General features: G+C 68.1%; 26 protein-coding genes. 13 read left to right on the forward strand and 13 right to left on the reverse strand.

The annotated features are described in order from the left end of the window. The 4 genes from CQZ88_RS31865 to CQZ88_RS25330 all read left to right on the forward strand — a co-directional run. A partial coding sequence (locus CQZ88_RS31865) for an acyl-CoA dehydrogenase family protein (protein ID WP_258008785.1) occupies window positions 1–641 on the forward strand: 641 nt, incomplete at its 5' end. Then, on the forward strand, window positions 638–2,572 hold the full coding sequence (locus CQZ88_RS25320; RefSeq protein ID WP_102800472.1) for an alkyl/aryl-sulfatase: 1,935 nt from the start codon (window positions 638–640) through the stop codon (window positions 2,570–2,572). The genes CQZ88_RS31865 and CQZ88_RS25320, both read left to right, overlap by 4 nt. Window positions 2,573–2,785: 213 nt before the next feature. Continuing rightward, on the forward strand, window positions 2,786–4,150 hold the full coding sequence (locus CQZ88_RS25325; RefSeq protein WP_029545849.1) for an MFS transporter: 1,365 nt from the start codon (window positions 2,786–2,788) through the stop codon (window positions 4,148–4,150). Between the two features lie 32 nt (window positions 4,151–4,182). Next, complete coding sequence (locus CQZ88_RS25330) at window positions 4,183–5,379, forward strand: serine hydrolase (RefSeq protein ID WP_037201978.1); 1,197 nt, start codon at window positions 4,183–4,185, stop codon at window positions 5,377–5,379. A gap of 55 nt (window positions 5,380–5,434) precedes the next feature. Here CQZ88_RS25330 and CQZ88_RS25335 read toward each other — a convergent pair whose 3' ends face one another. From CQZ88_RS25335 to CQZ88_RS25355, 5 genes are all read right to left on the reverse strand, one after another. After that, complete coding sequence (locus tag CQZ88_RS25335; RefSeq protein WP_043798485.1) at window positions 5,435–5,968, reverse strand: acyl-CoA thioesterase; 534 nt, start codon at window positions 5,966–5,968, stop codon at window positions 5,435–5,437. Beyond that, window positions 5,965–6,480, reverse strand: a complete 516-nt coding sequence (locus CQZ88_RS25340; RefSeq protein ID WP_102800473.1) for a hypothetical protein — start codon at window positions 6,478–6,480, stop codon at window positions 5,965–5,967. The genes CQZ88_RS25335 and CQZ88_RS25340 overlap by 4 nt, the downstream gene beginning before the upstream one ends. A gap of 111 nt (window positions 6,481–6,591) precedes the next feature. Beyond that, entirely contained in the window at window positions 6,592–7,782 is a 1,191-nt protein-coding gene (locus CQZ88_RS25345) for a fumarylacetoacetate hydrolase family protein (protein WP_043798719.1), read from the reverse strand. Then, window positions 7,779–9,248 (reverse strand): aldehyde dehydrogenase (NADP(+)), encoded by a 1,470-nt coding sequence (locus CQZ88_RS25350; protein WP_006935231.1) that lies wholly within the window; start codon window positions 9,246–9,248, stop codon window positions 7,779–7,781. The genes CQZ88_RS25345 and CQZ88_RS25350 overlap by 4 nt, the downstream gene beginning before the upstream one ends. After that, window positions 9,245–10,582 (reverse strand): enolase C-terminal domain-like protein, encoded by a 1,338-nt coding sequence (locus CQZ88_RS25355; RefSeq protein ID WP_006935230.1) that lies wholly within the window; start codon window positions 10,580–10,582, stop codon window positions 9,245–9,247. Before CQZ88_RS25355 ends, CQZ88_RS25350 begins: the two co-directional genes overlap by 4 nt. A gap of 157 nt (window positions 10,583–10,739) precedes the next feature. Between CQZ88_RS25355 and CQZ88_RS25360 the strand changes: the two genes are divergently transcribed. Both CQZ88_RS25360 and CQZ88_RS25365 read left to right on the forward strand, forming a co-directional pair. Further along, window positions 10,740–11,540, forward strand: a complete 801-nt coding sequence (locus CQZ88_RS25360; RefSeq protein ID WP_258008786.1) for a GntR family transcriptional regulator — start codon at window positions 10,740–10,742, stop codon at window positions 11,538–11,540. Between the two features lie 334 nt (window positions 11,541–11,874). Then, window positions 11,875–13,152: an MFS transporter gene (locus CQZ88_RS25365; protein WP_238406164.1), complete on the forward strand. Its 1,278-nt coding sequence runs from the start codon at window positions 11,875–11,877 to the stop codon at window positions 13,150–13,152. 222 nt (window positions 13,153–13,374) lie between these two features. Here the strand turns inward: CQZ88_RS25365 and CQZ88_RS25370 are convergent, their stop codons facing one another. Continuing rightward, on the reverse strand, window positions 13,375–13,572 hold the full coding sequence (locus tag CQZ88_RS25370) for a DUF4177 domain-containing protein (RefSeq protein ID WP_006935226.1): 198 nt from the start codon (window positions 13,570–13,572) through the stop codon (window positions 13,375–13,377). Window positions 13,573–13,782: 210 nt separating this feature from the next. Here CQZ88_RS25370 and CQZ88_RS25375 point away from each other — a divergent pair, with 210 nt between their 5' ends. Together CQZ88_RS25375 and CQZ88_RS25380 are read left to right on the forward strand one after the other, a co-directional pair. Then, the gene (locus CQZ88_RS25375; RefSeq protein ID WP_102800474.1) at window positions 13,783–14,748 is read left to right on the forward strand and encodes an intradiol ring-cleavage dioxygenase; all 966 of its coding nucleotides are present in this window, start codon (window positions 13,783–13,785) and stop codon (window positions 14,746–14,748) included. 148 nt (window positions 14,749–14,896) lie between these two features. After that, window positions 14,897–15,313: a LysR family substrate-binding domain-containing protein gene (locus tag CQZ88_RS25380; RefSeq protein ID WP_102800475.1), complete on the forward strand. Its 417-nt coding sequence runs from the start codon at window positions 14,897–14,899 to the stop codon at window positions 15,311–15,313. A gap of 344 nt (window positions 15,314–15,657) precedes the next feature. Here the strand turns inward: CQZ88_RS25380 and CQZ88_RS25390 are convergent, their stop codons facing one another. Then, on the reverse strand, window positions 15,658–16,296 hold the full coding sequence (locus CQZ88_RS25390) for a carboxymuconolactone decarboxylase family protein (RefSeq protein WP_006935223.1): 639 nt from the start codon (window positions 16,294–16,296) through the stop codon (window positions 15,658–15,660). A 24-nt stretch (window positions 16,297–16,320) separates the two neighbouring features. Next, entirely contained in the window at window positions 16,321–16,887 is a 567-nt protein-coding gene (locus CQZ88_RS25395; protein ID WP_102800476.1) for a VOC family protein, read from the reverse strand. A gap of 114 nt (window positions 16,888–17,001) precedes the next feature. Between CQZ88_RS25395 and CQZ88_RS25400 the strand changes: the two genes are divergently transcribed. The 5 genes from CQZ88_RS25400 to CQZ88_RS25420 are packed head-to-tail and all read left to right on the forward strand — an operon-like array spanning window position 17,002 to window position 21,519. Beyond that, window positions 17,002–17,643, forward strand: coding sequence for a TetR/AcrR family transcriptional regulator (locus tag CQZ88_RS25400; RefSeq protein WP_006935221.1), 642 nt, complete (start codon window positions 17,002–17,004; stop codon window positions 17,641–17,643). Window positions 17,644–17,679: 36 nt separating this feature from the next. Continuing rightward, entirely contained in the window at window positions 17,680–18,075 is a 396-nt protein-coding gene (locus CQZ88_RS25405) for a nuclear transport factor 2 family protein (protein ID WP_006935219.1), read from the forward strand. Then, window positions 18,072–19,256: an acyl-CoA dehydrogenase family protein gene (locus CQZ88_RS25410; RefSeq protein ID WP_180987083.1), complete on the forward strand. Its 1,185-nt coding sequence runs from the start codon at window positions 18,072–18,074 to the stop codon at window positions 19,254–19,256. The genes CQZ88_RS25405 and CQZ88_RS25410 overlap by 4 nt, the downstream gene beginning before the upstream one ends. Then, window positions 19,253–20,611 (forward strand): phosphotransferase family protein, encoded by a 1,359-nt coding sequence (locus CQZ88_RS25415; RefSeq protein ID WP_006935217.1) that lies wholly within the window; start codon window positions 19,253–19,255, stop codon window positions 20,609–20,611. Before CQZ88_RS25410 ends, CQZ88_RS25415 begins: the two co-directional genes overlap by 4 nt. A 14-nt stretch (window positions 20,612–20,625) precedes the next feature. After that, a complete protein-coding gene (locus CQZ88_RS25420) occupies window positions 20,626–21,519 on the forward strand; it encodes an oxaloacetate decarboxylase (RefSeq protein WP_006935216.1) in 894 nt (297 codons plus the stop codon). A gap of 155 nt (window positions 21,520–21,674) precedes the next feature. On the opposite strand, the gene CQZ88_RS25425 is transcribed toward CQZ88_RS25420, so the two are convergent. Genes CQZ88_RS25425 through CQZ88_RS25445 form a run of 5 tightly spaced genes read right to left on the reverse strand, consistent with a single transcriptional unit; the run spans window position 21,675 to window position 26,378 of the window. Beyond that, on the reverse strand, window positions 21,675–22,745 hold the full coding sequence (locus CQZ88_RS25425) for a branched-chain amino acid ABC transporter permease (protein ID WP_006935215.1): 1,071 nt from the start codon (window positions 22,743–22,745) through the stop codon (window positions 21,675–21,677). Beyond that, a complete protein-coding gene (locus tag CQZ88_RS25430) occupies window positions 22,742–23,626 on the reverse strand; it encodes a branched-chain amino acid ABC transporter permease (protein ID WP_006935206.1) in 885 nt (294 codons plus the stop codon). The genes CQZ88_RS25425 and CQZ88_RS25430 overlap by 4 nt, the downstream gene beginning before the upstream one ends. Window positions 23,627–23,641: 15 nt before the next feature. Beyond that, entirely contained in the window at window positions 23,642–24,349 is a 708-nt protein-coding gene (locus CQZ88_RS25435) for an ABC transporter ATP-binding protein (protein ID WP_102800478.1), read from the reverse strand. Further along, complete coding sequence (locus CQZ88_RS25440; protein WP_006935204.1) at window positions 24,346–25,146, reverse strand: ABC transporter ATP-binding protein; 801 nt, start codon at window positions 25,144–25,146, stop codon at window positions 24,346–24,348. The genes CQZ88_RS25435 and CQZ88_RS25440 overlap by 4 nt, the downstream gene beginning before the upstream one ends. After that, window positions 25,143–26,378 (reverse strand): ABC transporter substrate-binding protein, encoded by a 1,236-nt coding sequence (locus CQZ88_RS25445; RefSeq protein WP_043798515.1) that lies wholly within the window; start codon window positions 26,376–26,378, stop codon window positions 25,143–25,145. The genes CQZ88_RS25440 and CQZ88_RS25445 overlap by 4 nt, the downstream gene beginning before the upstream one ends. Window positions 26,379–26,392: the final 14 nt, after the last annotated feature.

Here is a 26,392-nt window from a genome sequence, read left to right on the forward strand (position 1 = left end):
ACACCGACCCGGAGGTCTATTCGGCCTTCCTCGTCGATCTCGACTCCCCCGGCTGCACCGTCGTCGACGGTGACCTGCCGATGTCGGGCCAGCACGTGGAGAGCGACATCATCCTCGACGACTGCTACGTCGGGCCCGAGCAGCTGCTCGGCTCCGTCGGCGACGGTCTGCGAATCGGGCTGGGGCGCGTGACCGTCAACCGGCTGCTGCACTGCCCGACGGTGCTGGGCAGCGCGCGACGCGCGCTGCACCTGACCGTCGACTTCGCGAAGACGCGGCACGTGCAGGGCGCACCCCTGGCGGCGTTGCAGTCGATCCAGCACAAGATCGCCGACATGGCCACCGACTACTACGCGGCCCGGAGCATGACCTACGACGCCCTCGCCGCGCTCGACGCCGGCACACCGCCGCGCGTCGAGGCGTTCATGTGCAAGCTGTTCGTCGCCGAGCACGCCTTCCGCATCGCCGACGAGGCCGTGCAGATCCACGGCAAGGCGGGCATGGTCCGCGGCGCCGAGGTCGAATGGCTGTTCCGGCGGCTGCGCATGTTCCGCGTCCTCACCGGGTCGTCCGAGATCCAGAAGAACGGGATCGCCAAGCAGTTGCTCGCTCAGCCGGCGCGCGGAAAGGAAGCGGCATGACCAGCCCACTGTCGAGGCCGAAGGCGGCCACCCCCGCCACCGCGGCGGCCAACCGGGCCGTGCTGAGCACACTGGACTTCGCCGACCGGCGTTCCTTCGACGACGCCTGCCGCGGATTCGTCGCCACGATCGACCCGCCGGTGATCCGCGCCGAGAACGGCCGGGTGGTGTGGGATCTGACCCGGTACGACTTCCTCGGCGGCGACTGCCCCGACACCGTCAACCCCAGCCTGTGGCGGCAGGCGCAACTCACCGTGCGGCACGGCCTGTTCCGGGTCACCGATCGCATCCACCAGATCCGGGGTTTCGACATCGCGAACATGACGATCGTCGAGGGAGACACCGGATACCTGGTGATCGATCCGCTGCTCACCCCGGAGACCGCCGCCGCCGGCATGCGACTCGTGCGAGAACATCTCGGGGACAAGCCGATCCGCGCGATCGTCTACACCCACAGCCACACCGACCATTTCGGTGGGGTCAAGGGCGTCGTGTCCGGCGACGAGGTGGCGCGCGGTGCGGTGCGGATCGTCGCGCCGTCGGGCTTCATGGAACACACCGTCAGCGAGAACGTCCACGCCGGCAACGCGATGAAGCGGCGCGCACAGTACATGTACGGCTCGCTCCTGCCGGCGGACGACCGGGGTGTCGTCTCGGTCGGGCTCGGAGCCGCACTCGCCAACGGCGCACCGACGCTGCTCGCTCCCACCGACCTGGTCGCCGAGACCGGTACCGAGATGGTGCTCGACGGGGTGCGGATCGTCTTCCAGTACACCCCGGACAGCGAGGCTCCGGCGGAGATGAACTTCTTCCTTCCCGACCTGCGGGCGTTGTGCATGGCAGAGAACGTCTCGCACAACATGCACAACCTCTACACCCTGCGCGGCGCTCAGGTGCGCGACGCCGCAGCGTGGAGCAACTACATCCGGGACGCCCTCGACCTCTTCGGCGACCGGGCCGATGTGCTGTTCATCAGCCATCACTGGCCGGTATGGGGGCGCGAGGCGATCCGCGAATTCATGGAGAAGCAGCGCGACCTGTACCGCTTCATCCACGACGAGACGCTGCGGTGGGCGGCGCGCGGGCTGAACGCGGCCGAGATCGCGGAGAGACTCGAGCTTCCGCCCGCCCTGGCGACCTACTGGTCCAACCGCGGCTACTACGGAACCCTCGAACACAACGTCAAGGCGGTCTACCAGAAGTATCTGGGCTGGTTCGACGCCAACCCGGCGAACCTGCACCCCCACCCGCCCGCCGCGGCGGCGGCGCGGTACGTGGAGTTCATGGGCGGTGCGGACGAGGTCCTCCGCAAGGCACGGGCGTCGTTCGACGCCGGCGACTACCGGTGGGTCGCCGAGGTGGTCGGCCGGGTCGTCTTCACCGACCCGGGGAACGAGGACGCGCGGGCCCTGCAGGCCGACGCCTTCGAGCAGCTCGGATATCAGGCGGAGGCGGCCTCGTGGCGGAACTTCTACCTGACGGGTGCCCAGGAACTGCGCTCGGGCGTCACCTACGCCGGGGGCGGCGGGGCGCGGGGCGACATGCTCACGGCGATGACCACCGAGATGCTGCTCGATCACCTGGCGGTCCGGCTCGACGGAACCGCGGCCGCCGGATGCGACGCCCATATGGCGCTCGATGTGGACGGCGACGGGCGGATCTTCGTCCTGGTCCGCCACGGTGTGCTCGTCCACAGCCGTCGTCCGCAGCGCGGCGACGTGGATGCCACCGTCGCACTGTCGCGGCCGGTGCTGGCGCGACTGGTGCTCGGGGCACTCACCGCGGCCGACGCCGAGGCCGCCGGGCACGTCACGATCTCGGGTGACGCTGCCGCGTGGCGGGTGCCGTTCGACCTGCGCGGCGGGTTCGACCCGGCATTTCCGATCGTCACCCCGCGAGCTACAGCACAGTCGAATTATGTTGTCCTCTAACATATTTCACTGACACCGCCCTTGCGTTATGGCGTCCGTCACAGTAGGCTGAGTGCAACACGGGACGGTGTACGACTTCGACTTCTCGTGACGATCGACCGGAATGCGCCGCCCTTCCGTCGGGCCACCGACGACGAACGCGGGCCCGGTGCCGATCGGATTCCCAGACGACGTGGCCACCGATCGAGGATCGGGACGAGCCGAGGAGGATGCATGGCGACAATTCGAACCCCCAGCCCGGCGACCACGGCGCCGGAGGTGAACCCACCCGGGTACAGCCGTCGACGTGCCCTCGCCGTCCTCGTGATGATCGTCTTCTTCATGATCATCAACTTCGGCGACAAGGCCGTGCTCGGTCTCGCGGCGGTACCGATCATGAACGAGTTCCGGATCGACCGCAGCATGTTCGGACTGATCGCCAGCTCGTTCTACCTGCTCTACAGCATCGCGGGCATCGTCGTCGGCTTCGTCTCCGCCCGGGTCTCCAGCCGGCTCCTGCTGTTCTCGATGGCCATGATGTGGACGGTCGCGCAGATTCCGGTGCTGCTGGTCGCCACGGTCCCGGCCCTGGTGGCGGGACGCGTGCTCCTCGGCGCCGCCGAGGGCCCGGCCACGCCGATGTCGATGCACGCCCTGTACAAGTGGTTCCCGGCGCACAAGCGCGGGTTGCCGTCGGCCCTGCAGATCAGCGGTGCCGCCCTGGGAGTCCTCATCGCCGCCCCCGTCCTGACGTGGCTCATCAGCGATCACGGATGGCGGGCCGCGTTCATCGCACTGGCCGTCGTGAGCGGGCTGTGGGGCATCGCCTGGCTCGCGATCGGCAAGGACGGCCCGTTCGACCGCGACACCCGGCACGGGCACGGCGCCGCGGCCGGCCCGTCGGGCGCGGCCGGCAATCCGAAGATCTGGAAGATCCTGGTGAGCGGCACGTTCCTCGGCAGCGCGGCGAGCGCATTCGGTGGCCACTGGGCGATGGCGGTCAACTCGGCATGGCTTCCCGAGTACCTGCACACCACAATGCAATTCGGTCCTGCGGACGTCGCCGGCGTGATCAGCGCGATCTCCGGCACGAGCCTCGTCCTGCTGCTCACCATCTCCCCGCTGTCCGACCTGCTCCTGCGCAGGGGACTGTCGGTGCGCTGGGCGCACGGGGCCTTGCAGGGCGTCGCCGTGACGATCGCGGGCCTCGCGATGGTGCTCGTCCCGCTCGCGGACGCGTCCGCAATCCGCCTCGTGCTCATCGTGATCGCGTTCAGCGGCTCAGCCGTCGCGTTCCCGCTCCACTACATGACGGCGGCTGCGGTCGTGCCGCCGGCCAAGCGCGGCGCCGTCTTCGGCATCCTCGCCGCCACCGGCACCCTGCCCGGGCTCGTCGCCCCGTACCTGACCGGCCGGATAGTCGACGGCGGCGCCACGGTCGTGGCCGGATACGGCACCGCGTTCACCCTCGCCGCCGTCGTCATGATCGCGTGCGGCGTGTATGCCATCGCAGCCATCCGTCCCGCCCACGATGCGCGTCGTCTGACCCGGGTCGGGACGACCGGCACCGCGGACGACGCCACGGCCGGTGCGGTGTGACCGCGCACCGCGGAATGGAAGCGGCCCCGTCGATGCGCACCGGTCCGGATCTCACGTGGGCTCGTGGCCTGACCGATCCCGCCGACGTGCGCCGGTACCTGACGTCTCGCCGCGAGACGATGCCCACCCGGCGCGTGTGGCGCGGCCGCGGCGGCGTGTGGGAGCTGCCCGCCGCACCGACCGACCTGTCCGGCCTTCCCATCGAACGGCTCCGAGGACGGCCGGAGACCTTCAAGCGGATGCTGGAGACGTCCGACACCGACGGCATCGCGGTGGTGCATCGGGGTCACGTCGTCCACGAGTACCACCGGCCGGGCTTCGCGGCACACGATCCGCACCTGACCACCTCGATGACGAAGTCCGTCGTCGGCCTGGCAGCCGCGATTCTCGTGCACGACGGCGTCGTCGATCGGCGGCACCCGGCGTCACGCTACGTACCCGAAGCGGCAGGCACCGCGTTCGGTGACGCACGCGTCGACGACCTGCTGCACATGAGCACCCGGGTGTCGTACAGCGGCCGGATCTACCACCGTCGCGCCGAGGCGCAGCGCCTGCTCGCCGCGGTGAGCCCGTCCGCGCGCCCCTTCGGATACACGGGGCCGGGCTCGATCCGCGAGCACCTGGCGACGGCCCGGGCGACCGGTCCGGCCGGCGCGGAATTCCGTTACGAGAACGGGAATGTCGAAATGGTCGCGGAGGTGCTCCGCCGGGCCACCGGAACCACGCTCGCCGACCTCGTCGGCGAGCTGGTGTGGTCCCGCATCGGCGCCGAGGAGGACGGCTACTTCGTCCTCGATTCCGACGGCACCGAGATGGCGAGCGGCGGGTTCTGCGCCACGTTGCGCGACGTCGCCCGGCTCGGCGAGGTGCTGCGTTGCGGCGGTGCGCTGGGTGGCCGGCAGGCGCTGCCGGCCGCGGTGGTCACAGGCCTCGGCGCCCGCGTACCCACCGGTCCCGGCGCGCGTGTGCGGCCACCGAATGCGTCACCGGACTCACGGTCGACGCTGTCGTACCGCGACTACTGGTGGGTGCTCGACGACCCGTTCGGCTCCTACACGGCCACCGGAATCCACGGCCAGATGCTGTTCGTCTCACCGGGACTCGAGCTGGTGGTCGCCCTCTACGGGTCGCGCGTCGAATCCCCGTCCGTTCCCGCACCCGCCTTCGTCCTGGCGTGCTATCAGATCGGAGCGCACCTCGGAGCGTTCGAACCCGTGCCCCCGCCGTGACTGTTCCCCCACGGCCCACCTCGGATCGATTCGTGCCGTGCGTTCGCCGCTGTCCTCACAGGGGGATAGTGCGCCTCGGAGGTCGACCGTTGCGCGTCGTCTCGGACAGCTCGTCGAGGGGGACGGAGTGCGGGGAGGCGAACGCGGCGTACTGGGCCTGTCGGCGGAGCCGAGCCGCCTCGTAACGATCTCGCGTGACGTCCGTATTCGGTGTGAAGGGGGGCACGGCAACGGGTTCGCCGGTGTCGTCCACGGCGACCATGGTGAAGTACGAGCTGTTGGTGTGGCGACGTGTTCCGTTTCGGATGTTCTCGGTGTCGACCCGGATCCCGATTTCCATCGAGGTCCGTCCGGTGTAGTTGACCGACGCCGAGAAGGTGACCAGTTCTCCGACGTGAATTGCGTCGCGGAAGAGAACCCGGTCGACGGAGAGGGTGACGACGTAGGTACCGGCGTAGCGGCTGGCGCAGGCGTAGGCGACCTGGTCGAGAAGTTCGAGGAGACTGCCGCCGTGGACGTTGCCGGAGAAGTTGGCCATGTCGGGGGTCATGAGCACCGTCATGCGCAGTGATGCGTTGCCGGAAGTCACAGCGATCCTCCAGGGTGGCCGGGCGAGCCGGAGGCCGAGCGCCGTTGCGCCCATCGCGGGGGACGACCGACGGTACTCGGGTCGACATGCCAGCCGGCCGGGATGCGGCACCAGACGAAAGCCCGGCACTGCGGGACCGGATGCAGAATCCAACGCCGATGCATGCTCACCCCCCACCCGTGGATGTCCTCTGATGGGGGCGAGGCGGCTCCGGATGGGGGCGAGGTCGACGCGAGCAGGGCGCGTGGGTGGAGGGGGAGCGGCACGGACCTGTCGGTGACGACGGCGGCTGCGCCCACTGCGACTGCGAGGTCTTCGATGCCGGGCCGGTCGGATGCGACGAGCGGGACGAGGACTGCGTGCCCGGCCGAGTTGGCGTTGTCGATGACCGCCTCGCGGGTCCGGCGGTCCCCGATACAGACGAGAACGGCATCTCCGCAACCGACACCGGCCGCGGCGAGATGGTCGACGATGTGGTGCGGCGCGATGCCGTGCCGGGTGGATTCGGTCATGACCAGCTCCTGATCGGGCGTCGAGTGGGTGATGCGACGAGACACCGAGCGGCGTAGGAGGAGGGTCCACTACGCCGCTCGGCGGGTCCGGTCCCGTGGCCGGTGCGCGGTCTATGCGGTGGTGGCAGCGACCGGCGCAGGTGTGGCCGGGTGGGTGTGCAGGTAGTCGAACAGCTGGCGCAGCCCGAAGGACCATGCGGGCAGGGATTCTGTGGCCCCCACCTCGTTGATCAGCGCACCGAGATGTGCGCTACGGATGGTGACGACATCGCCGATCTTGTGGGTGAAGCCCTGCCCGGGCTCCTCGCGATCGGCGACAGGGGCGAAGAGCGTTCCGGTGAAGAGGGCGAAGCCGTCGGGGTACTGGTGGTGATCGCCCATTGTTGCGGCGACCAGTTCCTCGAACGGCCGGCTGATGCGGGCGAGGTTGTTGACGCCCTCCATCCTGAATCCGTCGGGACCGTCCACGCGAAGCCGGATCTCCTCGTTGCGGACCGTCTCGAGACCGAAGTCCCCGTCGAACAACCGGATGAAGGGACCGAGCGCACTCGAGGCGTTGTTGTCCTTCGCCTTTCCGAGCAGCAGGGCGCTGCGGCCCTCGACGTCGCGCAGGTTCACATCGTTGCCGAGCGTGGCGCCGGCCACGGTGCCGACCGAGTTCACGATCAGCACCAGTTCGGGCTCGGGATTGTTCCACGACGAGAACGACGGGATGCCGATCTTCGCTCCGACCCCGACCGAGGACAGCACCGGAGCCTTCGTGAAGACCTCGGGATCGGGACCGATCCCCACCTCCAGATACTGGGACCACAAACCCTCGTCGAGCAGGATCCGCTTGGTCGCGGCGGCCTCGGGTGAGCCCGGCCGCAAGGCGGCGATGCCGCCGCCGAGGGTTCGTCCGATCGAGGCCCGCACCTCGGCGGCGCGATCCGGGTTCCCGGCCGTGCGTTCTTCGATGATGCGCTCGATCATGCTCTCGACGAAGGTCACCCCACAGGCCTTCACGACCTGCAGGTCGATCGGGGCCAGGAGGTGCGGACGGGCCGGATCCTGCACGAGGGAGGCATCAATGAGATCGGAGACCTGCCAGCGGGGTGGCGACTGCGCCGTCACGCTGTCGACGTCGGCGAGGACGGTGGACGACTCGAGCAGTTCGGACACGGTTCCGGCGACTGCATGGAGATCGAAGACACCCCCGTCCCGCACGGCGACGACGCGGGGGCCGCCCGTCTCGACGTCCCACACGCGCCCGATCAATCGCGCCCGGTCGGCGTCCTCGGGCAGGACGTGAGCGTGTGTCATCGCTGCGCTCCCGGCCTTGCCGGACGGTGCCACTCGCCGTCGATCCGCTGTGCAATCCCCCACGGGTTCTCGTCCTGCAACGCCTCGGGCAGACGCGATGTGGGAAAGGACTGGTACGCGACCGGTCGGAGGAACCGGGAGATGGCGGCGGTGCCCACGGAGGTGGTCGTCGATGTCGTCGCGGGGTACGGTCCGCCGTGGTGCTGGGCGTAGCTGACGGTCACGCCTGTGGGCCAGCCGTTCCAGAGCACCCGACCGCTGATGTCGACGAGCACGGCGGCCAGTTCGGTGACGTCGTCGGCGGCTTCGGCCTGCACAGTCGTCGTGAGCTGGCCTTCCAGGAGGCGTGCCAGACCGACCAGTTCCGATTCACCGGCGTACTCGACGATCAGGCTCGCCGGCCCGAACATCTCCTGTCGCAGGAGTTCCGGATGTGCGCGTACGTTCGCGGCCGTGGTGCGCAGCACCATCGGCGACGGCATCGCCGCGAAGTCGCCTTCGACGAGTACCTCGACGCCGGCGGCGGCCCGGACCCGCGTCACCGCCTCGCGGTATCCGTCGTGGAGGCGATCGTTGAGGAGCACGGTCGGCTCGAAGCGGTCGAGGGCGTGCGCCAGCACAGCCGCAACGGATCCGGTGTCACCCGCCGGCACGAACAGCAGTCCCGGCTTGGTGCAGAACTGCCCCATGCCGAGAGTGAAGGACTGCGCGTAGCCGGTGAGAATGTCTTCGCGGCGGCTGTTCCACGCGTTCTCGGTGACGAACACCGCGTTGATTCCACCGAGTTCGCCGTAGAAGGGAATGGGCTCGGGGCGTGCCGCCGCGCGGTCGAACAGGGCGCGGCCGCCACCGGTCGAACCCGTGAAGCCGACAGCCTTGACCAGCGGGTGATCCACCAGCGCCTCTGCTGCGGGTCTGCCGGTCACGAGCCCGAAGAGACCGGCAGGGGCTCCGGCGGCCTCGAGTGCGGCGACCACGACGTCCGCGGTGCGTGCGGCGAGCTCGAGGTGCCCGTCGTGGGCCTTGTGGACGACAGCGCATCCGGCGGCCAGCGCCGAGGCGCTGTCGCCGCCCATCACGCTGAACGCGAAGGGGAAGTTCGACGCACCGAAGACACCGACGACGCCCAGCGGCACGTTGACACGGCGGATGTCCGGCCGCGGCCCCATCCCCCACGAGTCGTCGGCATGGTCGATGACGGCGTCGAGATGCTCGCCGCGGCGGACCTCGTCGGCGAACAACCGGAGCTGGAAAGTACTGCGCCGTAGTTCGCCCTGAAGCCGGTCGAGCCCCAGACCGGTTTCCCGCGCAGCGATGTCGACCAGGGCCGGAGCGTCGCCCTCCAGCCCCTCGGCGACGGCCTCGAGCCAGCCGGCGCGGGTGTCCGGGGGGACCGTCCGGGCCTTCTGAAATGCCGCGTGGGCCGCTTCGACCTTCCGGTTCAGTTCCTCGACGGTCGTGTTCACGGCGCCACCTCCACTCCGGTCTTCGTGGTCGCCGCGCGTCCGTTCACCTCTCGCCAGCCGGGGCCGGTGGGAAAGACCCAGCGTTCGCGCGACGCGGCCAGCATCTCCGCGCCGATACCCGGCAGGGCCGGCGCGGCGTAACGTCCCCCGACAATCCGGACGGGTTCCGCGAAGTGCTCGTGCAGGTGGTCGACGTACTCGATCATGCGTCCCTCCTGGGAGCCACTGAGGGCTGCGTAGTCGAAGAACGAGAAGTGCTGAACGAGTTCGCAGAGCCCGACTCCGCCGGCGTGCGGGCACACCGGCACCCCGAAGCGGGCGGCCAGCAACATGACGGCGATGTTCTCGTTCACTCCGGCAACGCGGGTGGAGTCCAGTTGGAGCACGTCGATGGCCTGGGCCTGCAGCAGCTGCTTGAAGACGATACGGTTCGCGACAGCCTCGCCGGTCGCGACCCGCGTCGGGGCGACACCCTTACGGATCTCGGCGTGGCCGAGGATGTCGTCGGTGCTGGTCGGCTCCTCGATCCAGTACGGGTCGAACTGCGCGAGCTCGTTCACCCGATCGATGGCCTCGGAGACCTCCCACCGTTGGTTGGCGTCGATCGCGATCGGCAGGTCACCGACGGCCTCGCGGGCGAGGGCCAGGCGACGAAGGTCGTCCTCGACGCTCCCGCCGACCTTGAGCTTGATCATGGAGAAGCCGTCGGCGGCTGCCTCCTTGCTGAGACGCACGAGCTTCTCGTCGCTGTATCCCAGCCACCCCGGTGACGTCGTGTAAGCGGGGTAGCCGCCGGCCTGGAGTGCGGCGATGCGGTCCGCCTTGCCGATGCTGCCGCGCTGGAGGAGGTCGAGGGCCCGAGCCGGATCGAGGGAGTCGCGGATGTGCGTGAAGTCGACGACGTCGACGATCTCCTCCGGGGACATGGTGCTCAGCAGCAACCAGAGCGGCTTGCCTTCGCGACGGGCCCGAATATCCCACAGCGCGTTGATCAGAGCGCCGCAGGCCATCTGGCTGACGCCCTTCTCCGGGCCCAGCCACCGCAGTTGCGAGTCGTGGACGAGACGTTTGGATGCGGCGCCGAGATCGAAGATCAGTTCCTCGGTGTTCCGGCCGATCAGCAGCTGGGCGTAGGTGTCGATGGCATGGGTGACGACATCGTTGCCCCGACCACAGGTGAAGACGAAGCCGTGCCCTTCGTCGCCGGCATCCGTGCGGATCGTGACATAGGCAGCCGAATAGTCCGGGTCGACGTTGACCGCATCCGAACCGTCCAGTTCCAGCGACGTCGGGAACCGGACATCGTCGGTCGTGATGGAGACGAGGTGAGACATGGCACTCACTTCCGTGAATCGTATAGGAATCGCCGCAATCATATAGGCAGTGCGGCCCGCGTCAAGCCGCCGGAGATGGATCGGTCACCCCGCCGGGGCCCGAGAGGGGCCCCGAGGCTGGTCGACGGCGAAGAGGACCGGGGCGTATACAGTCGGCATGTCCAAGCGCCCGCCACCTGCCGCACCGCCACAGCGGGCCGAGAAGTGGAGAGAGATGGTCATGGCCCGGCGCGATACGTCCGACGCCCCGAGAGTTCAGCCGAAAGTAGCTGCCGGCGAGGTCTATTCGAAGCTGCGGGACTCCATCGTGGCCAGCGAGATTCCGCCGGGCACCCGAATGAACATCGATGCCATCGCGCGCGACCTGGGCGTCTCACAGACGCCGGTCCGAGAAGCGTTGCAGCGGCTCGAGGGGGACAACCTGGTCGTTTACAGCCCCGGCCGCGGGTACAGCACCACCCCCCTGCTCGACCTTCCCGAACTCCGATCCCTCTTCGAGTTCCGACTGCTCGTCGAGCCCTGGGCAGCACGATCCGCGGCGGTGGATCGGCTCACGAACCCGAGCAGGGCCCTGGACCGGGAGCTCGAATCCTTCGAGCGCCGCGTCGAAGAGGGCGGCGACCTGCGTCAGGACCTCGTCGCCCACGACACCCGCTTCCACGACACCATCCTCGGTGCGGCCGGCAACCCAGTGGTCCAGCACGCATTCGTCCAGACCCACTGCCACCTGCACATCTTCCGGCTCTATCCCGCGGACGTCGACGGGTCGGTCACCGTCGCCGAACACCGGCAGATCTGGGATGCCATCCGTGCCTGCGAGCCGCAGACCGCCGAGCAGGCCATGGCCGACCACATTCGCAACTCCTTCACGCGATTCGCGCAGGCCTTCGACGGCAACATGCCACCCCTGGATGCCTCCGAGACCGCACGGACGCAGAAGGCGCACATCGTCGGTTAGCGCGACGTCCCAGGGGAGACGAGGTCGGACGCCGACGATCGAGGCGTTTCCTCGACGCTTCGATTCCGCCGGCGCCCTTTCGCGACCGGAACGGGAAGCTCCGAGGTGCCGGGTTGCCCCTCCCTGGCCCGCTTGACAGTGACGGCAGTCACCTGATTCCATGTGGCCTATACGATCGCCGGTGTTCCTATACGATCCCGTGCCGCGATCGACCTCACCCCACCTGCCTCATGTTCGAGGATTCGAGGAAACAATGGTCATGTCAGGGAGAACCCCCATGAGTACTGCAGTAGGAAGTGACTCCGAAGTGAAAGCACCTCGGACCATGACTCGAATGCGATGGGCCATCATCTGGCTCGCATTCGTCGGCCTCAGTATCAACTACCTCGACCGGTCGAGCCTGAGCGTCGCGCTGCCGTTCATGGGCGAGGATTTCCATCTCACCGCCACCCAGCAGGGCATGATCTTCGCGGCTTTCTTCTGGGCCTACGATGTGTGCCAGCTCGCCGCCGGCTGGTATGTCGACAAGGTCGGCCCCCGGCGATCGTTCACCATCGCCGCCCTCTGGTGGTCGGTCTGCACCATGGCCACGTCCTTCGCGCGGGGATTCGGTTCGCTCTTCGCGGTCCGTTTCCTGCTCGGAGTGGGTGAGAGCCCGGCACCGAGTACGTCCGCCAAGGTGGTCGCCACCTGGTTCCCGAAGAGCGAGCGCGCCTTCGCTACGAGCATCTGGGACTCCGGCTCGCGCGTCGGCGCGGTGATCGCCCTTCCGATCGTCACGCTCATCATCTCCTTCACCACCTGGCACGGCGTCTTCATCATCATCGGCGCTCTGGGTGTCGTATGGGCCTTCGCCTGGTGGAAGATCTATCGGGCCCCTCAGGATCACCCGCGGGTCGGTACCGCCGAACTCGCGCATATCGAGAGCGGCGGCGCACGCGGTGCCGGCAGTGACGACGCGGACGCCGCGAAGCTACCCTGGCGGTCGCTGTTCCGGTACCGCACCATCCTGAGCATGATGTTCGGCTTCTTCTGCCTGAACAGCGCGATCTACTTCTTCATCACCTTCTTCCCCAGCTACCTCGTCAGCGAGAGGGGATTCGATCTCCTGAAGCTCGGAATGTTCGGCGCGCTGCCGGGTGTGTGCGCGGTGGCGTGCGGATGGCTCGGTGGATTCGCCGCCGACCGCGCGGTACGTCGGGGACACTCGGTCACCCGGGTTCGCAAGACCCAGATCGCCGGAGGCCTGGTCGGCGGATCGGTCATCATGTTCGCCGCAGTCGTCCCCGAGGCGTGGATGGCGTTGGCGCTCTTGTCTCTTGCGTACTCCAGCCTGACCGTCGCCGCTACCGGAATCTGGTCGCTTCCGGCGGACGTCGCACCCAGTTCGAAGCATGTCGGGTCGATCGGCGGAATCCAGAACTTCGCGTCGAATCTCGCGGGTATCTTCACGCCGCTCGTCATCGGTGTCCTCGTCGACAGCACCGGATCCTACGTCGCCCCGCTCGCGGTGATCGGCGCAGTGGCACTGCTGGGGGCAGCAAACTACTTGTTCGTCATGGGGAGGGTGGAACCACTGAAGGTCAAGGAGCCCCTGGCGCTTCAGCACTGATCGGAGATCTGCACCGGGCAGCTCCCACACGTCGGCTCCGATGAAAGCGAGATCCCACGACCGTCGGTCGTGGGGTCTCGCTTTCGCGTGGCGAAACCTGCAAGAAGCCGAGAGCCGGGACGTCGTCGGCACAGGGGACGCGGGGAGGCGCGGCCACGACAGTGTCCCCGATGCCGCGTTGTTCGAGTCGCGGCGACGGACGAGTCGGGCCAACCGCGCCCGTCAGCCCTCGCGTTCGAAGGTGACGAGCAGCCCCTCGACCCCGCCCGGGCCGACGCGGCCCTTGATCTCGGCGGAGGTGATGGCCTTCAGGCGCCACCCCTGCCGGGCGTGCTCGTTGAGCAGATCCTCGAGCTTGTCACCGGACATCTTCCCGCCGAGCATCTTCTCGCGGACCTCGACAACCTTGTACGAGTACATCGCATTCCTCATGTCGTGGCGATCGGGAATCAGCGGGAGCGCCGACCTTTCGTATCCTACCCGCGCCCGCGCGGCGCGAGCCGGGCTCGACGACCGAAGGACGGATCCACCCGAGCCCGGCTGCCAGCAAGTTCCCAGCATCCGTCCGGTGTTTCCCGAGCTTCCCTTCGTAGCGTGAACCCCACCGAACCGAGCCGAGAGGACACCGCAATGAGTTCACGCCGGGGGCGTCGCGTTCCGACCGACCCCGAACTCCACGAGCACGACCTGGGCCTGGCCCACGACATCAGGACGATGCTGTCGCGCCGGCGGATGCTGGCCGTCTTCGGCGCGGCCGGCACCGCGGCCCTCGCTGCGTGCTCGACGGGCGGGTCGACGTCCACCTCGGCATCCGCGTCGGCCACCACCACCGCCGCTTCGACGACCTCCGCGACCGCCGCGGGCGAGTGCGTCGCCGCCGCACCACAGGAGACGGCCGGCCCGTACCCCGGCGACGGATCGAACGGGCCCAACGTCCTGATCGAGTCGGGAATCGTCCGCAAGGACATCACCACCAGCTTCGGTGACTACACCGGTACCGCCGAGGGCGTGCCGACCACCATCACCCTGCACCTGCAGGATCTCGCCGCCGGCTGCAGCCCCGGCCAGGGCATGGCCGTCTACCTGTGGCACTGCGACCGCGACGGGCAGTACTCCCTCTACAGCGACGGACTGACGGACCAGAACTACCTGCGCGGCGTGCAGGTCGCCGACGCCGACGGCACCGTCTCGTTCACCTCGATCTTCCCGGCCTGCTACTCGGGGCGCTGGCCGCACATCCACTTCGAGGTGCACGACTCCCTCGAGGTCGCCGTCGCCGGCGACAACGCGCGGCTGACCTCGCAGATCGCCCTCCCCCAGGACGTGTGCGAGACGGTGTACGCCGGCGCCGACGGATACGCGCAGAGCACCCGCAACCTGGCGCAGATCAGCCTCGACTCCGACAACGTCTTCGGCGACGGCTGGGACGCCGAACTCGCGACCGTCACCGGCAGCATCGACACCGGCTACGCCGTCGATATCACGGTCGGTGTCGCCGAGAAGTCGGCGAACGTCCAGTCCGATGCGCCGCCGCAGGGCGGGATGGGAGGCGGCCCCGCCGGTGGCCGCCCGGCAGGTCCGCCGCCCGGGCAGTGACGGTCGCTCACTCCACCTTCGTCAGCGACCGCACTGCACCCTCGGACGCACGGCAGTCTTGCCGTCGACGCGCCCGGTTACTTCTTTCCCCCGGGGTTTCTCACGAGCTTCTTGTTGGCAAACTCGTTGAAGCCGAACCGGGCCAGCGATGCCGGACTCCCTCGTCGTCGCGCTGCCCGACACCCGCCCGCTGGCCGGCGCGCGCCGGTTGTCGATTGCCCAGCTTGCCGCGGAAAGCTTCGTCTCCCTCCCGCCGCACGAGGGTGCGGTGCTTGCCGACCGGTTGCGGCGGCTCGCGCACGCGGGCGGGTTCGTCGCCGACGTCGTCCAGGTCGCCCCCGATACGCAGACCGCCCTGGCGCTGGTCAGCGCCGAGGTCGGGTGCCACCTGACGTTGGCGTCCGTGGCGAGCAACGTCACCGATCCCCATGTCGTCTTCGTTCCGCTCGACGAGTCGACCCCCGACGTCGACCTACGCGTGGCGTGGCGGCGTGACGACACCAATCCCGCGCTGCACGTGGTGCTGAAGGTGGTGCTCGGGTTCGCCGATGCGGCGAACGGCTGAGGACCGGAAGATCCCGAGCGGCCGCACCGGGCTCGGCGCGATCAACAATGTCGGTGAGGGTGAGTCGATGAAGGCCATGGCCGAGGGCATCATCCTCGGTCGCGTCTCCACCGGTGAGGACGTGGCGGCCTCCGTCTTCTACCCGGCCGGCCCCCGACTCGAACTACATGACGGGCCAAGCCGTGCTCATCGACGGCGGCATGCTGTTCGTCCGAGATCCCCACGACGACCCGCTCACCGCCTCGCGGTGCGCGGCGCCGCCGGACCGGTTGCGCCGTCGAACAACCCACAACCGGTCCGACGAAGGGCGCGAGAGAACCGCAGCGCGCATGATGCAACGGCCGCTACTCGCCGGCCAGATCGGCGGAGAGGTCGGAGACATGGACGCCGTCCGGGATCCGGACCTCCTCGACCGGTTCGGGTCTGTCGTCGAACTCGAGCTTCAGCGCGCGGCAGATCGTAGCGTGCATGTCGTACATGCACGTGATGTAGGTGAGTTCCATGATCTCCTGGTCGGACAGGTGAGCCCGGAGCAGGGCGAACACCTCGTCGGGCACCCGGCCGCCACCGAGGACGAGCCCGTCTGTGTAGGCGAGCACGGCGCGCTCGAGCTCCGAGAACCGGTCGCTGATCTGCCAGTGCGGGAGGGCAGCGATCTTCTCTTCGGACATCCCGAGAGAACGCATCTGCTTGCAGTGCTGGGAGAACACGAACTGGCTCCCGCGCGCGTACCCGGCCCTGCCCTGACCGAGCTCGCGCAGCAGCGGGTCGAGACCTGCGTTGCGGTACAACGCGAAGCCCCGTACGGCATGCCGGAACACGGCCGGAGACTGTGCGAACACCGTCCACCAGTCGCCCGGCGTGGCATGAATGGTGCCGTGGTCGACGGCGGGGTCCTTGTCGGCGCCGAACAGCCGGTCGTAGAAGAAGAGGATCTTTTCGTCGGTCACCTCGGCACGAGGGACTTCACGGAGGCGGGGCATGTCGATTGTCCTTTCGGCCGTCGGTCAGGAGGCGCCGGTCGTGCGGCGGTCGGCCGCGGTCTTCGGCTCGTGCACGACGTCTTCCGGAGTGAACTCGCGCGTCCAGCAGGCAAATTCGAGGAGGACGCCGTCCGGATCCTGGAAGTAGAACGATCGGACGAAGGTGCCGTCGTGCACCTCCTTGGCTACGCCGGACGGGCTGTCGTCGTGGTTGAGGACGCGGCTGACCTCGACACCGTCCGCTTGCAGCCGGGCGCGGTACTCGCCGAACAGTTCCGGTGGGACAGCGAAGGCCACGTGGTTCATCGATCCGACCGCACTGGCGAGTTCCCCCTCGTCGGGGCGGCCCTTCGGCGCCGCAACGCCGGGGGCGGCATCGGGTGCGTCCTCGAGCCAGAAGAACGCGAGGGTGTTGTCTCCCCCGCAGTCGAAGAAGAAGTGCTGGCCGAGTCCCCCGGGCAGCTCGACCGTCTTCACCAGGGGCATGCCGAGGGTTCCCGAGTAGAAGTCGATCGTCCGCTTCATGTCGGAGCAGACGAGGGCGAGGTGATTGATCCCGCGGAGTTCGAACTTCGAATTCGATGTGGTCACTGCAATCCTTTCGGGCACTGATTCGGAGAAATCCGGGCAGGAAACGGAGAGAATCAGAGAACAAGGGGTACGAGATGACTTGACAGTCATGTCACCTTCGGGGATAGTCTGACCGTGGCCAAGTCATCTGTCAACACCCCGTCCGTACCCGCGCCGGTCGAGACCCTCACGGCGCGGGGGCGGAAGACTCGTGACGCCCTGCTCGACGCGGCGCGCACCGTATTCGAGACCGTCGGATTCCCCGACACCCGGGTCGAGCAGATCACCCAGGAGGCCAACGTCGCTTATGGCACCTTCTATCGGTATTTCGAGTCGAAGGAACACATCTTCCGCGAACTGAGCACCCGCCTGTTCGAGGATGTACACCGCCGCGAACCGACCGATCCCGACCTGTCCCCCGCGGCACGGCTCGTCGCGGCGAATCGCTCGTACTACAAGGCCTATCGGCGCAATGCACGGCTGATGGCGATCGTCGAGCAGGTCGCGACCATCAACGACGAGTTCCGGGAATTGCGCCACGAGCACCGCTCCCAGCTCATCGAACGGACTTCCCGGGCGATCGCCCGCTGGCAACAGGAGGGACTCGTCCGGCAGTCGCTCGACCCGGTACTCGCCGCCCGCGCGATGTCCGCGATGGTCGATCACACCCTCTACCTCTGGCTGATCCAGGGGGAGGCGGCGGACGAAGAGGCACTGCTGAGCACCCTCGACCAGATGTGCCTGGGCGCCCTGGGACTGGAATCCGATTCCCCCTGACATCCCATCCGCAGCACCGAGGAGAACCACCTTCGCATGTTGGATCTCGCAGACCGATTCTTCGCCGCCGTCCGAGCCGGTGACGTGGACACACTGACAAACCTGTATGCGCCGGACGCGCGCATCTGGCACAACGACGACGGCCGCGAGCAGACCGTCGAGGAGAACCTGCGCGTGTTGCGCTGGCTCACCCGCACGCTCGAGGACTTCCGTTACGAGGACGTCCGCCGCGACGCGGTTCCGGACGGCTTCGTACAGCAGCACGTGGTGCGCGGGGCCCTGCCGGGACACGGTCCGCTCGAAGTGCCTGCCGCACTGTTCGTCCGGGTCGTGGACGGACGGATCACCCGCATCGACGAGTACGTCGACTCCGCCGCCATCCGACCGCTGCACGAGACGACCGACACGACAACGAAGGGAAACGGGGCATGACCACCAATCATCCCGAGGGCCACATCGCAGACCTGTGCGCCCGCATGCGCTCGTTCATCGACAACCAGGTGATTCCTGCCGAGCCGGTCCTCGCGCGCGAGGACGACGACGCCCGCAAGGCACTCGATCAGCTGCGCACGCAGGCAAAAGAGCTCGGTCTGTGGGCCTTGGGTCACCCGGCGGACGTCGGGGGTGGTGGTGTGCGGTTCCTCGATTTCGTATACCTCAACGAAATCATCGGCCGGTCCGAGTTCGGGCAGCTCGCCGTCGGGTCCGTGTCCATGCAGGACACCTTGATGCTGCGCAAGCACGGCACCGAGGAACAGCGGGAACGATGGATCCCGCCGCTCGTCGCCGGCGAGTTCCTGCCCTCGGTGGGACTCACGGAGCCGGAGGTCGCCGGCTCCGATCCGACCCTGATCACCACCCGCGCGGAGCTCGACGGGGACACCTGGGTCATCAACGGGCACAAGTGGTTCACGACGGGAGTCAAAGACGCGGGCTACTGCACCGTCTTCGCGCGCACCGAGCCCGAGGACGTGCCCCGCCACTCCCGGATCAGCGCGATCATCGTTCCGACCGACACCCCCGGATTCGAGATCCTCCGCTCGATCCCGACGATGGGCCACGATCCCAGCGACCACTACGAGGTCCGTCTCTCCGACGTGCGGGTGCCTGCCGAGAACCTGCTCGGCGAGCGCGGCAAGGGGTTTGCCGTCGCGCAGGACCGCCTCGGACCCGGGCGCATCTTCCACGGCATGCGCTGGCTCGGTCAGGCGCAGCGGGCCTACGAGCTCATGTGCGAGCGGGCCAACACCCGCTACGTGCACGGTTCTCTCCTGGCAGAGAAGGGCGAGGTCCACCGGTACATAGCGGAATCCGCCGCGCAGATCCACGCTGCCCGGCTGATGACACTCGATGCCGCCCGCGCGATGGACTCCGGCGACGATGCACGCATCCGGATCGGGCTCGTCAAGTTCTGGTGTGCACGGATGCTGCACGACGTCGTCGACCGCGCCATCCAGGTGCACGGAGCGCTCGGGCTGACCGCCGACACGCCGTTGGAGCGGATGTATCGGCAGGCCCGGTACGCCCGCATCTACGACGGCCCCGACGAGGTCCACCGCATGTCCACAGCCCGCAAACTGTTGCGCGACCCGGGCGCGGCGCCGTGGCTGTGACCGAGGCTTCCTCGTCACTGGGTGACGGGATCCGAGCAATCCTCATCGAGGTGCGCGGCGAGAACGTCTCGGTCGGCGAACCCCGACAGCTGACCGGCGGCGCGAGCCGCGAGGTGTGGTCGGCGCAGGCAACCGATGCCGCGGGCAACCCCCTGCCCGTAGTCCTCAGGCGTGATCCCCCCGGGCACGGCGACGCACAGCGGATGCGCGCGGAGACGGCATGCCTGCGCGCCGCCGCCGCCGCCGGTGTGCCGGTACCCGCTGTCCTTGCCAGCGGTGACACCGCCCCCGGCATCGATGCCCCCTTCCTGCTGATGGAAAGAGTGGCCGGCGAGTCGATTCCCCGGAAGATCCAACGGGATCCGGCGCTCGCCGAAATGCGGGAGCGGCTGGCCGAGAAGATGGGATTCGTGCTGGGACAGATCCACAGCAGCGCTGTCGGAGCCCTCACGATGCTCGACACCAGAGACCCGATCGATGTGCTCGAGTCCGTCTATCGGGCTCTCGACGACCCGCGCCCGGCGGTCGAAATCGGGCTGCGGTGGCTTCGGGACCATCGGCCTTCGCGCCGACCGGCCACTCTCGTGCACGGCGACTTCCGCCTCGGCAACCTTCTGGTCGACGACACCGGAATCCGGGGCGTCCTCGACTGGGAGCTCGCCCATCTGGGCGATCCGATCGAGGACCTCGGATGGCTTTGCGTCCGGGCATGGCGGTTCGGTGCCGAACTCCCGGTCGCCGGTGTGGGGACCCGCGAGCAGTTGCTCGACGGCTACGAGAAGGCGACGGGTGAGCGGCCTTCGACGGCAGAGCTGCACTGGTGGGAGACCTACGGCACCCTGCGGTGGCTGGTGCTCAGCCGGTTCCAGGCGCAGCGGCATTTCGGCGGCGCCGAGCGCTCGCTCGAACTCGCCGCGATCGGCCGCCGGGTCTGCGAATCCGAATACGACCTGCTCCTGATCCTCGATCTGCTCGACGACGAGCCACCGGCGGCACCTGCTCCGCCGGCCGAGTCGCTGCACGACCGCCCGAGCCTGGCCGAGATTCTCGAGCTCGTCTCCTGGACGCTCACCGACGAAATCGGTCCGGCACTCGACCGGACGCAGGACCGGGAGCGCTACCTGCTGCGGATCTGCGTCAACCTCCTGGGCACGGCGCGTCGGGAACTCGACTCCGGCGACAGCACCGTGCTCGGGGACCTGTTGACCGAAGTCGGCTGCGCCACCGAGGCCGAGCTCGCAACCGCGCTTCACCGGGGAACGCTCTCGTACACCGACCCCCTTGTGCGTCGAGCCGTCTCGACAGCGGTCATGGCCCGTCTGCGCGTCGCCAATCCACGCCACCTCACCACGTGATCGAAAGCGATTCCATGTCAGATTTTCTCGGATCACCGACCCCTACCAGACCACGGCTGCGCCAACTGCTGGACAGCGCGGCACCGGTCCTGGCGCCGGGGGCCTACGACAGCCTGTCCGCGCGCCTGGTCGAGGCCGCCGGGTTCGATGCGGCGTACATGACCGGCTTCGGCACCTCTGCGAGTCTGCTCGGTCGCCCCGACGTCGGATTGCTCACCGCTACGGAGATGACCGACAACGCCCGCCGCATGGCTGCTGCCGTCGACGTCCCGTTGATCGCCGATGCCGATACCGGGTACGGCAACCCTCTCAACGTCATTCGCACCGTCCGCGACTACGAGAGGGCCGGCGTCGCGGCCATCCAGCTCGAGGATCAGGTCGCTCCCAAGCGATGCGGCCACATGGAGGGCAAGGCGGTCGTCCCGGTCACCGACATGGTGGCCAAGCTGGAGGCGGCCGTCGCGGCGCGCACCGATCCGGACCTCCTGATCATCGCTCGGACCGACGCCGCGGCCGTCGACGGGCTGGACGCGGCAATCGATCGCGCCCTGCACTACGCGGACGCCGGCGCCGACCTGTTGTTCGTGGAGGCTCCGGCCAGCATCGACGAGGTGCGTGCGGTGGCGACCCGGTTGAAGGGACATCGCCTGGTGTTCAACTGGGTAGAAGGCGGGCGCACTCCGCCGGTGCCGCTGGATGTGCTGGGCGAGCTGGGATTCGCTCTTGTGCTGTTCCCGATCGGCGCGCTGCTGGCCGCTACGAGGTCGATCCAGGACTTCCTGGCCACGATCGTGCGCGACGGGACCCCGGCGGCGGCGTTGTCGCGCCTGCCCTCCTTCGACGAGTTCACCGGGTTCATCGGACTGTCCGAGGTGAACGAACTCGGTTCCCGTTTCGCCGATCGCTGAGCCGGAAGGGTCCGCCTGGCCACATGGCCAGGCGGGCTTTTTCGGTACCGATCGCACCGGGCGACAGCCGGAGACCACTAACACCGCAGCGACGGACGGGCACCCTAGATCCTGATCGAGGGTGCCCGTCCGTCGCCGGTCGTGGTCCGGGCAGTTCAGCCGGTGGCCACCGGTTCCAATTCCAGTCCCGGGTCCTTTGTGCCCTCGGACCGTCCCCCGTCGCTGCGACGACCCGGGATGCATGCCACGAGCGGCGCGAGCCCCCACCGCACCAGACTGATCAAGCCGTAGGGCAGTACGAAGATGAACAGGATCAACGCCGCGCCGTAGGTGATGCCGGCCGCCGACTGGTTGAGTTCAGCAGTCCACTGCGGGACGTAGACGACGAAGAAGGCGCCGAACACGACACCGGGCACGGTACCGAGACCTCCGACCACGATCATGGTGATGAACGCGATCGCCAGCGGCAGCCCGAAGGCCTCCGGGCCGACGTACTGGACGACGAAGCTGTAGAGCACCCCGCCGACGCCGGCGAGTGCGGCACTGAGGGCGAACACGGTGGTCTTCGTCCGGGTGGCCGGCATACCGAGGGTCGTCGCCACGGCCTCGTAGTCACGGATCGCGATCAGCGATCGCCCGATGCGGCCGGTGGAGAGCCGGCGCACCACGAGATAGGTCAGCGCGGCGACGAGCAGGCACAGGTAGTACACCCACTGGTCGCGATCGAGACCGGAGGATACGGGTGCCTCGGCCGCGGTGACGTTGATGCCCGCCTGACCGTCGGTCACGTGCTCGAAGCGTTTGATCACGGCGGGGGTCACCAGTGCGAGACCCAGTGTGGCGAGCGCCAACTGGAGGCCGTGGAGCCGCAGCGCCGGCAGCCCGAACAGGTATCCGCCCACATAGCAGACCGCGAAGGCGAGCGGGAGCACCACCGGATAGGCGACACCATGGTTCTCGATCAGCACCGCACTGAGATACGCGCCCACGGCGAAGAAGAAGCCATGGCCCAGGGAGATCTGACCGGTGTTGCCTGTCAGCAGATTCAGGCCGAGTCCGACCACGACGTACACGAGAACCATGGAACGGTCGAAGTTGACGTACGGCGCCGAGACGAGCGGTGCGACCGCGGCGAGGACGAGCACCACCGCAACGGTGGTACGGCGGAGCCACACCGGTGCGTCGAGTTCGGCGCGGGGGCGGCGGAGCATATCGAGGACTTTCATACCCGCGCCACCTTCCGCGCACCGAAGAGACCTTCCGGCCTGAAGAGCAACACCCCCAGGATGAGGACCAGTGCCACGGCTTGCTTGAAGTCGTGGCCGATCCACTCGATGTACGTACCGGCGAGGTTCTCCGCGACACCGACGCACAATCCGCCGACGAGGGCGCCGACCGGACTGTCCAATCCGCCGAGAACGGCGGCAGCGAATGCGTAGATCAGCGACGCGACGAGCATGTTCGGCTGGAGGAACAATTGCGGGGCCGCGAGCGACGCCGCGAGCGCGCCGATCGCCGCCGCCAATCCCCAGCCGATCATCAGCATGCGACCTACCGGAATACCCACCAGCTCAGCGGAATCCGGATTTCCGGCGGCCGCCCGCATCGCGAGGCCGACACGGGTACGCTGGAACAGGAGGAACAGCAGCGCCGCGACAACCACGACCGCGCCGACGATCACGAGGGACTGCCGCGAGACTGCCACCGTCCCCAGCGTCACCACCGGTCCGGACACCGTCGACGGAAATTCCCTGCTCTGCACACCCCAGATCCAGCCGGCCGCGCTGTTGAGGACCAGCATCAGTCCGAGAGTGATGATGACGAGCGGCATGTGGTTCGGCGAGCCCGCCAGCGGCCGGATCAGCACCCGCTCGGTGACGGCGCCCATGAGGAACGCTACCGCCATCGCCCCGAGGATCGCGACATACAGCGGCGCACCCCACTGGTGGAACTGCCACGCGAAGAACGCCGCGAACATCGCCATCTCCCCCTGCGCGAAGTTCACGATCCCGGAGGCCCGGTAGACGAGGACGATGCTCAATGCGAACGCACCGTACAGTGCGCCCCACGTGAGCCCGTCCACCAATTGTTGAAGAAAGACGTGCATGACTCACTCCTGTGCTCAGTAGCCGAGGTAGGCGCGTCGCACCGACTCGTCGTGTGCGAGACCGGCGGCGGGACGCTGGGCGACGACGCGACCGGCGTCGACGAGCACCGCGGACGACCCGATGTCGAGGGCCAGGTGCGCGTTCTGCTCGACGACGAGAACTGTCGTCCCCATCTCCGCATTGATGCGGCTCAGCGCACGGAACACCTCCTGGGTGATGCGGGGGGCCAGGCCGAGGGACGGCTCGTCGAGCAGCAGCAGCCGTGGTGCGGCGACGAGGGCCCGGGCGATGGCGAGCATCTGCTGCTCGCCGCCACTGAGTCCGCCGGCCTGCTGCCGACGCCGCTCCCGCAGCCGGGGGAAGAAGTCGTACCACTGCTCGATCGCCCGGTCGGTGTCGGCGACGGCGGCCGCGTACCCTCCGATGCGGAGGTTCTCCTCGACCGTCAGGTCGCCGAAGGTGCCGCGGCCCTGCGGAACGTGCGCGATCCCGAGACGCGCGATCCTGTCGGTGCGCATGCCTGCGATGTCCCGGCCGTCGAATTCGATCCGGCCACGAGTGCGGACCATGCCGCACAGCGCCCGCAGGATGGTGGTCTTGCCGGCACCGTTCGCGCCGAGCACCACCGTCACCGCGCCCTTCTCGGCTTGAAATTCGATGCCGTGCAGAACTTCTGCACTTCCGTACCAGGCGAAAAGCCCCTCGACGCTCAGCAGGCTCACGCCGCACCCCCCAGGTACGCCTCGACGACCTCGGGGTGCGCGGCCACGTCGGCCGGAAGCCCCTCCGTGATCTTCTGCCCGAAGTTCAGCACGACGACGCGGTCCGAGATCGACATCACCATCGCCATGTGGTGCTCGACCAGCAGCACCGAGAATCCTCGTTCGTCACGCAGTTGCCGGACGGTCTCGGCGAGTTCGAGCACCTCCTCGTGGATGAGCCCGTTCGCGGGTTCGTCCAGCATCAGCAACTTCGGACGCTGCATCAGCGCCCGCGCGAGTTCGATCCGTTTCAGCGTCCCGTACGGAAGGGTGCCCGCCGGTTCGCGACCGACCCGGGCGAGGTTCATCGACTCGAGCAGTGCCCATGCCTCGTCGCGCTCGCGTCGCTCTTCACGTCCGGTCATCGGCAGACCCAGCGCGGCCCCGAGAAACCCGGTCCGGGTACGCGAGTACGCACCGGTCAGCACGTTGTCCACAACCGACATCGTGGGGAACAACCCGATGTTCTGGAACGTTCGGGCGATACCGACATCCGCGACCCCGTCCGCCGACAGCGACAGCAGATCCTTGTCCCCGAAGGCGATTCGTCCCGATTCCGGCTGGTACAGCCTGCTGATGCAGTTGAACAGTGTCGTCTTTCCCGCCCCGTTCGGACCGATCAACCCGACGATGTGACCGGGCTCGATCGTGAACGAGGGACCGTCGAGCGCGACGACGCCGCCGAACCGGAGCCGGACCTCCTCCACGACCAGGGCGGGAACCGCGCCGTCGTCGCCGGCGTCCGGTACGGACGTCATCGCTCGGTGCTGCGGGTGACCGCAGCGTCGTAGTGCCACCTGCCGTCGCGGAACGTCATCGGCGCCATCGAGGTGATCGCGTAGGGATAGTCCGGCGTGGTGTCGAAGGTGATTCCCTCGATCGCGAGGTCGGTGGTCACACCCCGCATGTTCTGCACCGCGTCGAGCAGGTCGGCCCGCGTGCAGCCGTCCATCTGCTTCAGGGCGGTCACCAGCAGCTGGGCGGAGTTGTAGCCGGTCGCCGCGATGGTGTCGGTGGTCTTGATCTTCCCGGAGTTGCGTTCGGCGAATTCCCGCCATTTCTGCACACCGGGCTTGGCGTCGTGATCGGTGCTGCTGACGTCGTAGATCCAGTAGAAGGAGTGGACGCCCTCGGCGGCGTCCGGACCGGCGGGGGCGAGGACGAAGTTGGTGTCGGTGGCGCCCGAGTAGATGTAGGTGTCGGGTTTCCATCCGAGTTCGTGCGCCTTCTTCAGCGACTGGGTCACGAAGCTCGCCGTCGCAAAGTTGACGAAGACGTCGGCGCCGGAGTTCGCGAGGTTGACCACCTGCGAGTCGACGGACGGCGTCGTCTGCTCGTAGGCCTGCTGTGCGACGACCGCGGTACCGCTGCCGTCGAGTGCGGACTTCAGGGCGTCGAGGCTTCCGTTGCCGAGGCTGTCGTTCGGGTACAGCACCGCGATCTTCGCCTGTGGATGGTCGCGCAGGATGATCTCGGCACGCTCCGAGACCTCCCATCGTGTCTGCGGGTTCACCGCTCCGGCCACGACAGGGCGCTGCTCGTGCGTGGCCAGCAGTTCGTCGGTGCCGGTCATCGGGAACACGAGCGGAACGTTCTTCTGCGTCAGGTAGTCCACGACGGCGAGCGTCGAGGCGGTGCCGATCAGATTCTGGATCGCGAAGACCTGTTCCTGTTCGACCAGTGAGCGGACGTTGCCGACGGTGCGTGCAGGGTCGTATCCGTCGTCCATCGCGATGTACTCGATCTTGCGGGTCTTCCCGTCACCCATGGTGACCCCGCCCGCGGCGTTGATCTCGTCGAACAGCGCGGTTGCGGCGACCGCTTGAGGTCCCGCGACGGACTGCATGAGGCTTGTTCCGAAGCGGATCTCGGTGTCGGTGATTCCGGGATCGCAGTCACCCGCCGAAGTGGCGGTGTCCCGGCCGGAACAGGCTGCCAGGGCGGCGGTGGTGCACAGGGCAGTAAGGCCCACGGCAAGAGTACGTTTCATGGTCGCTCCGTGTG

Origin of the sequence: Rhodococcus sp. ENV425 (assembly GCF_002887785.1) — a bacterium.
GTDB lineage: Bacteria > Actinomycetota > Actinomycetes > Mycobacteriales > Mycobacteriaceae > Rhodococcus > Rhodococcus aetherivorans.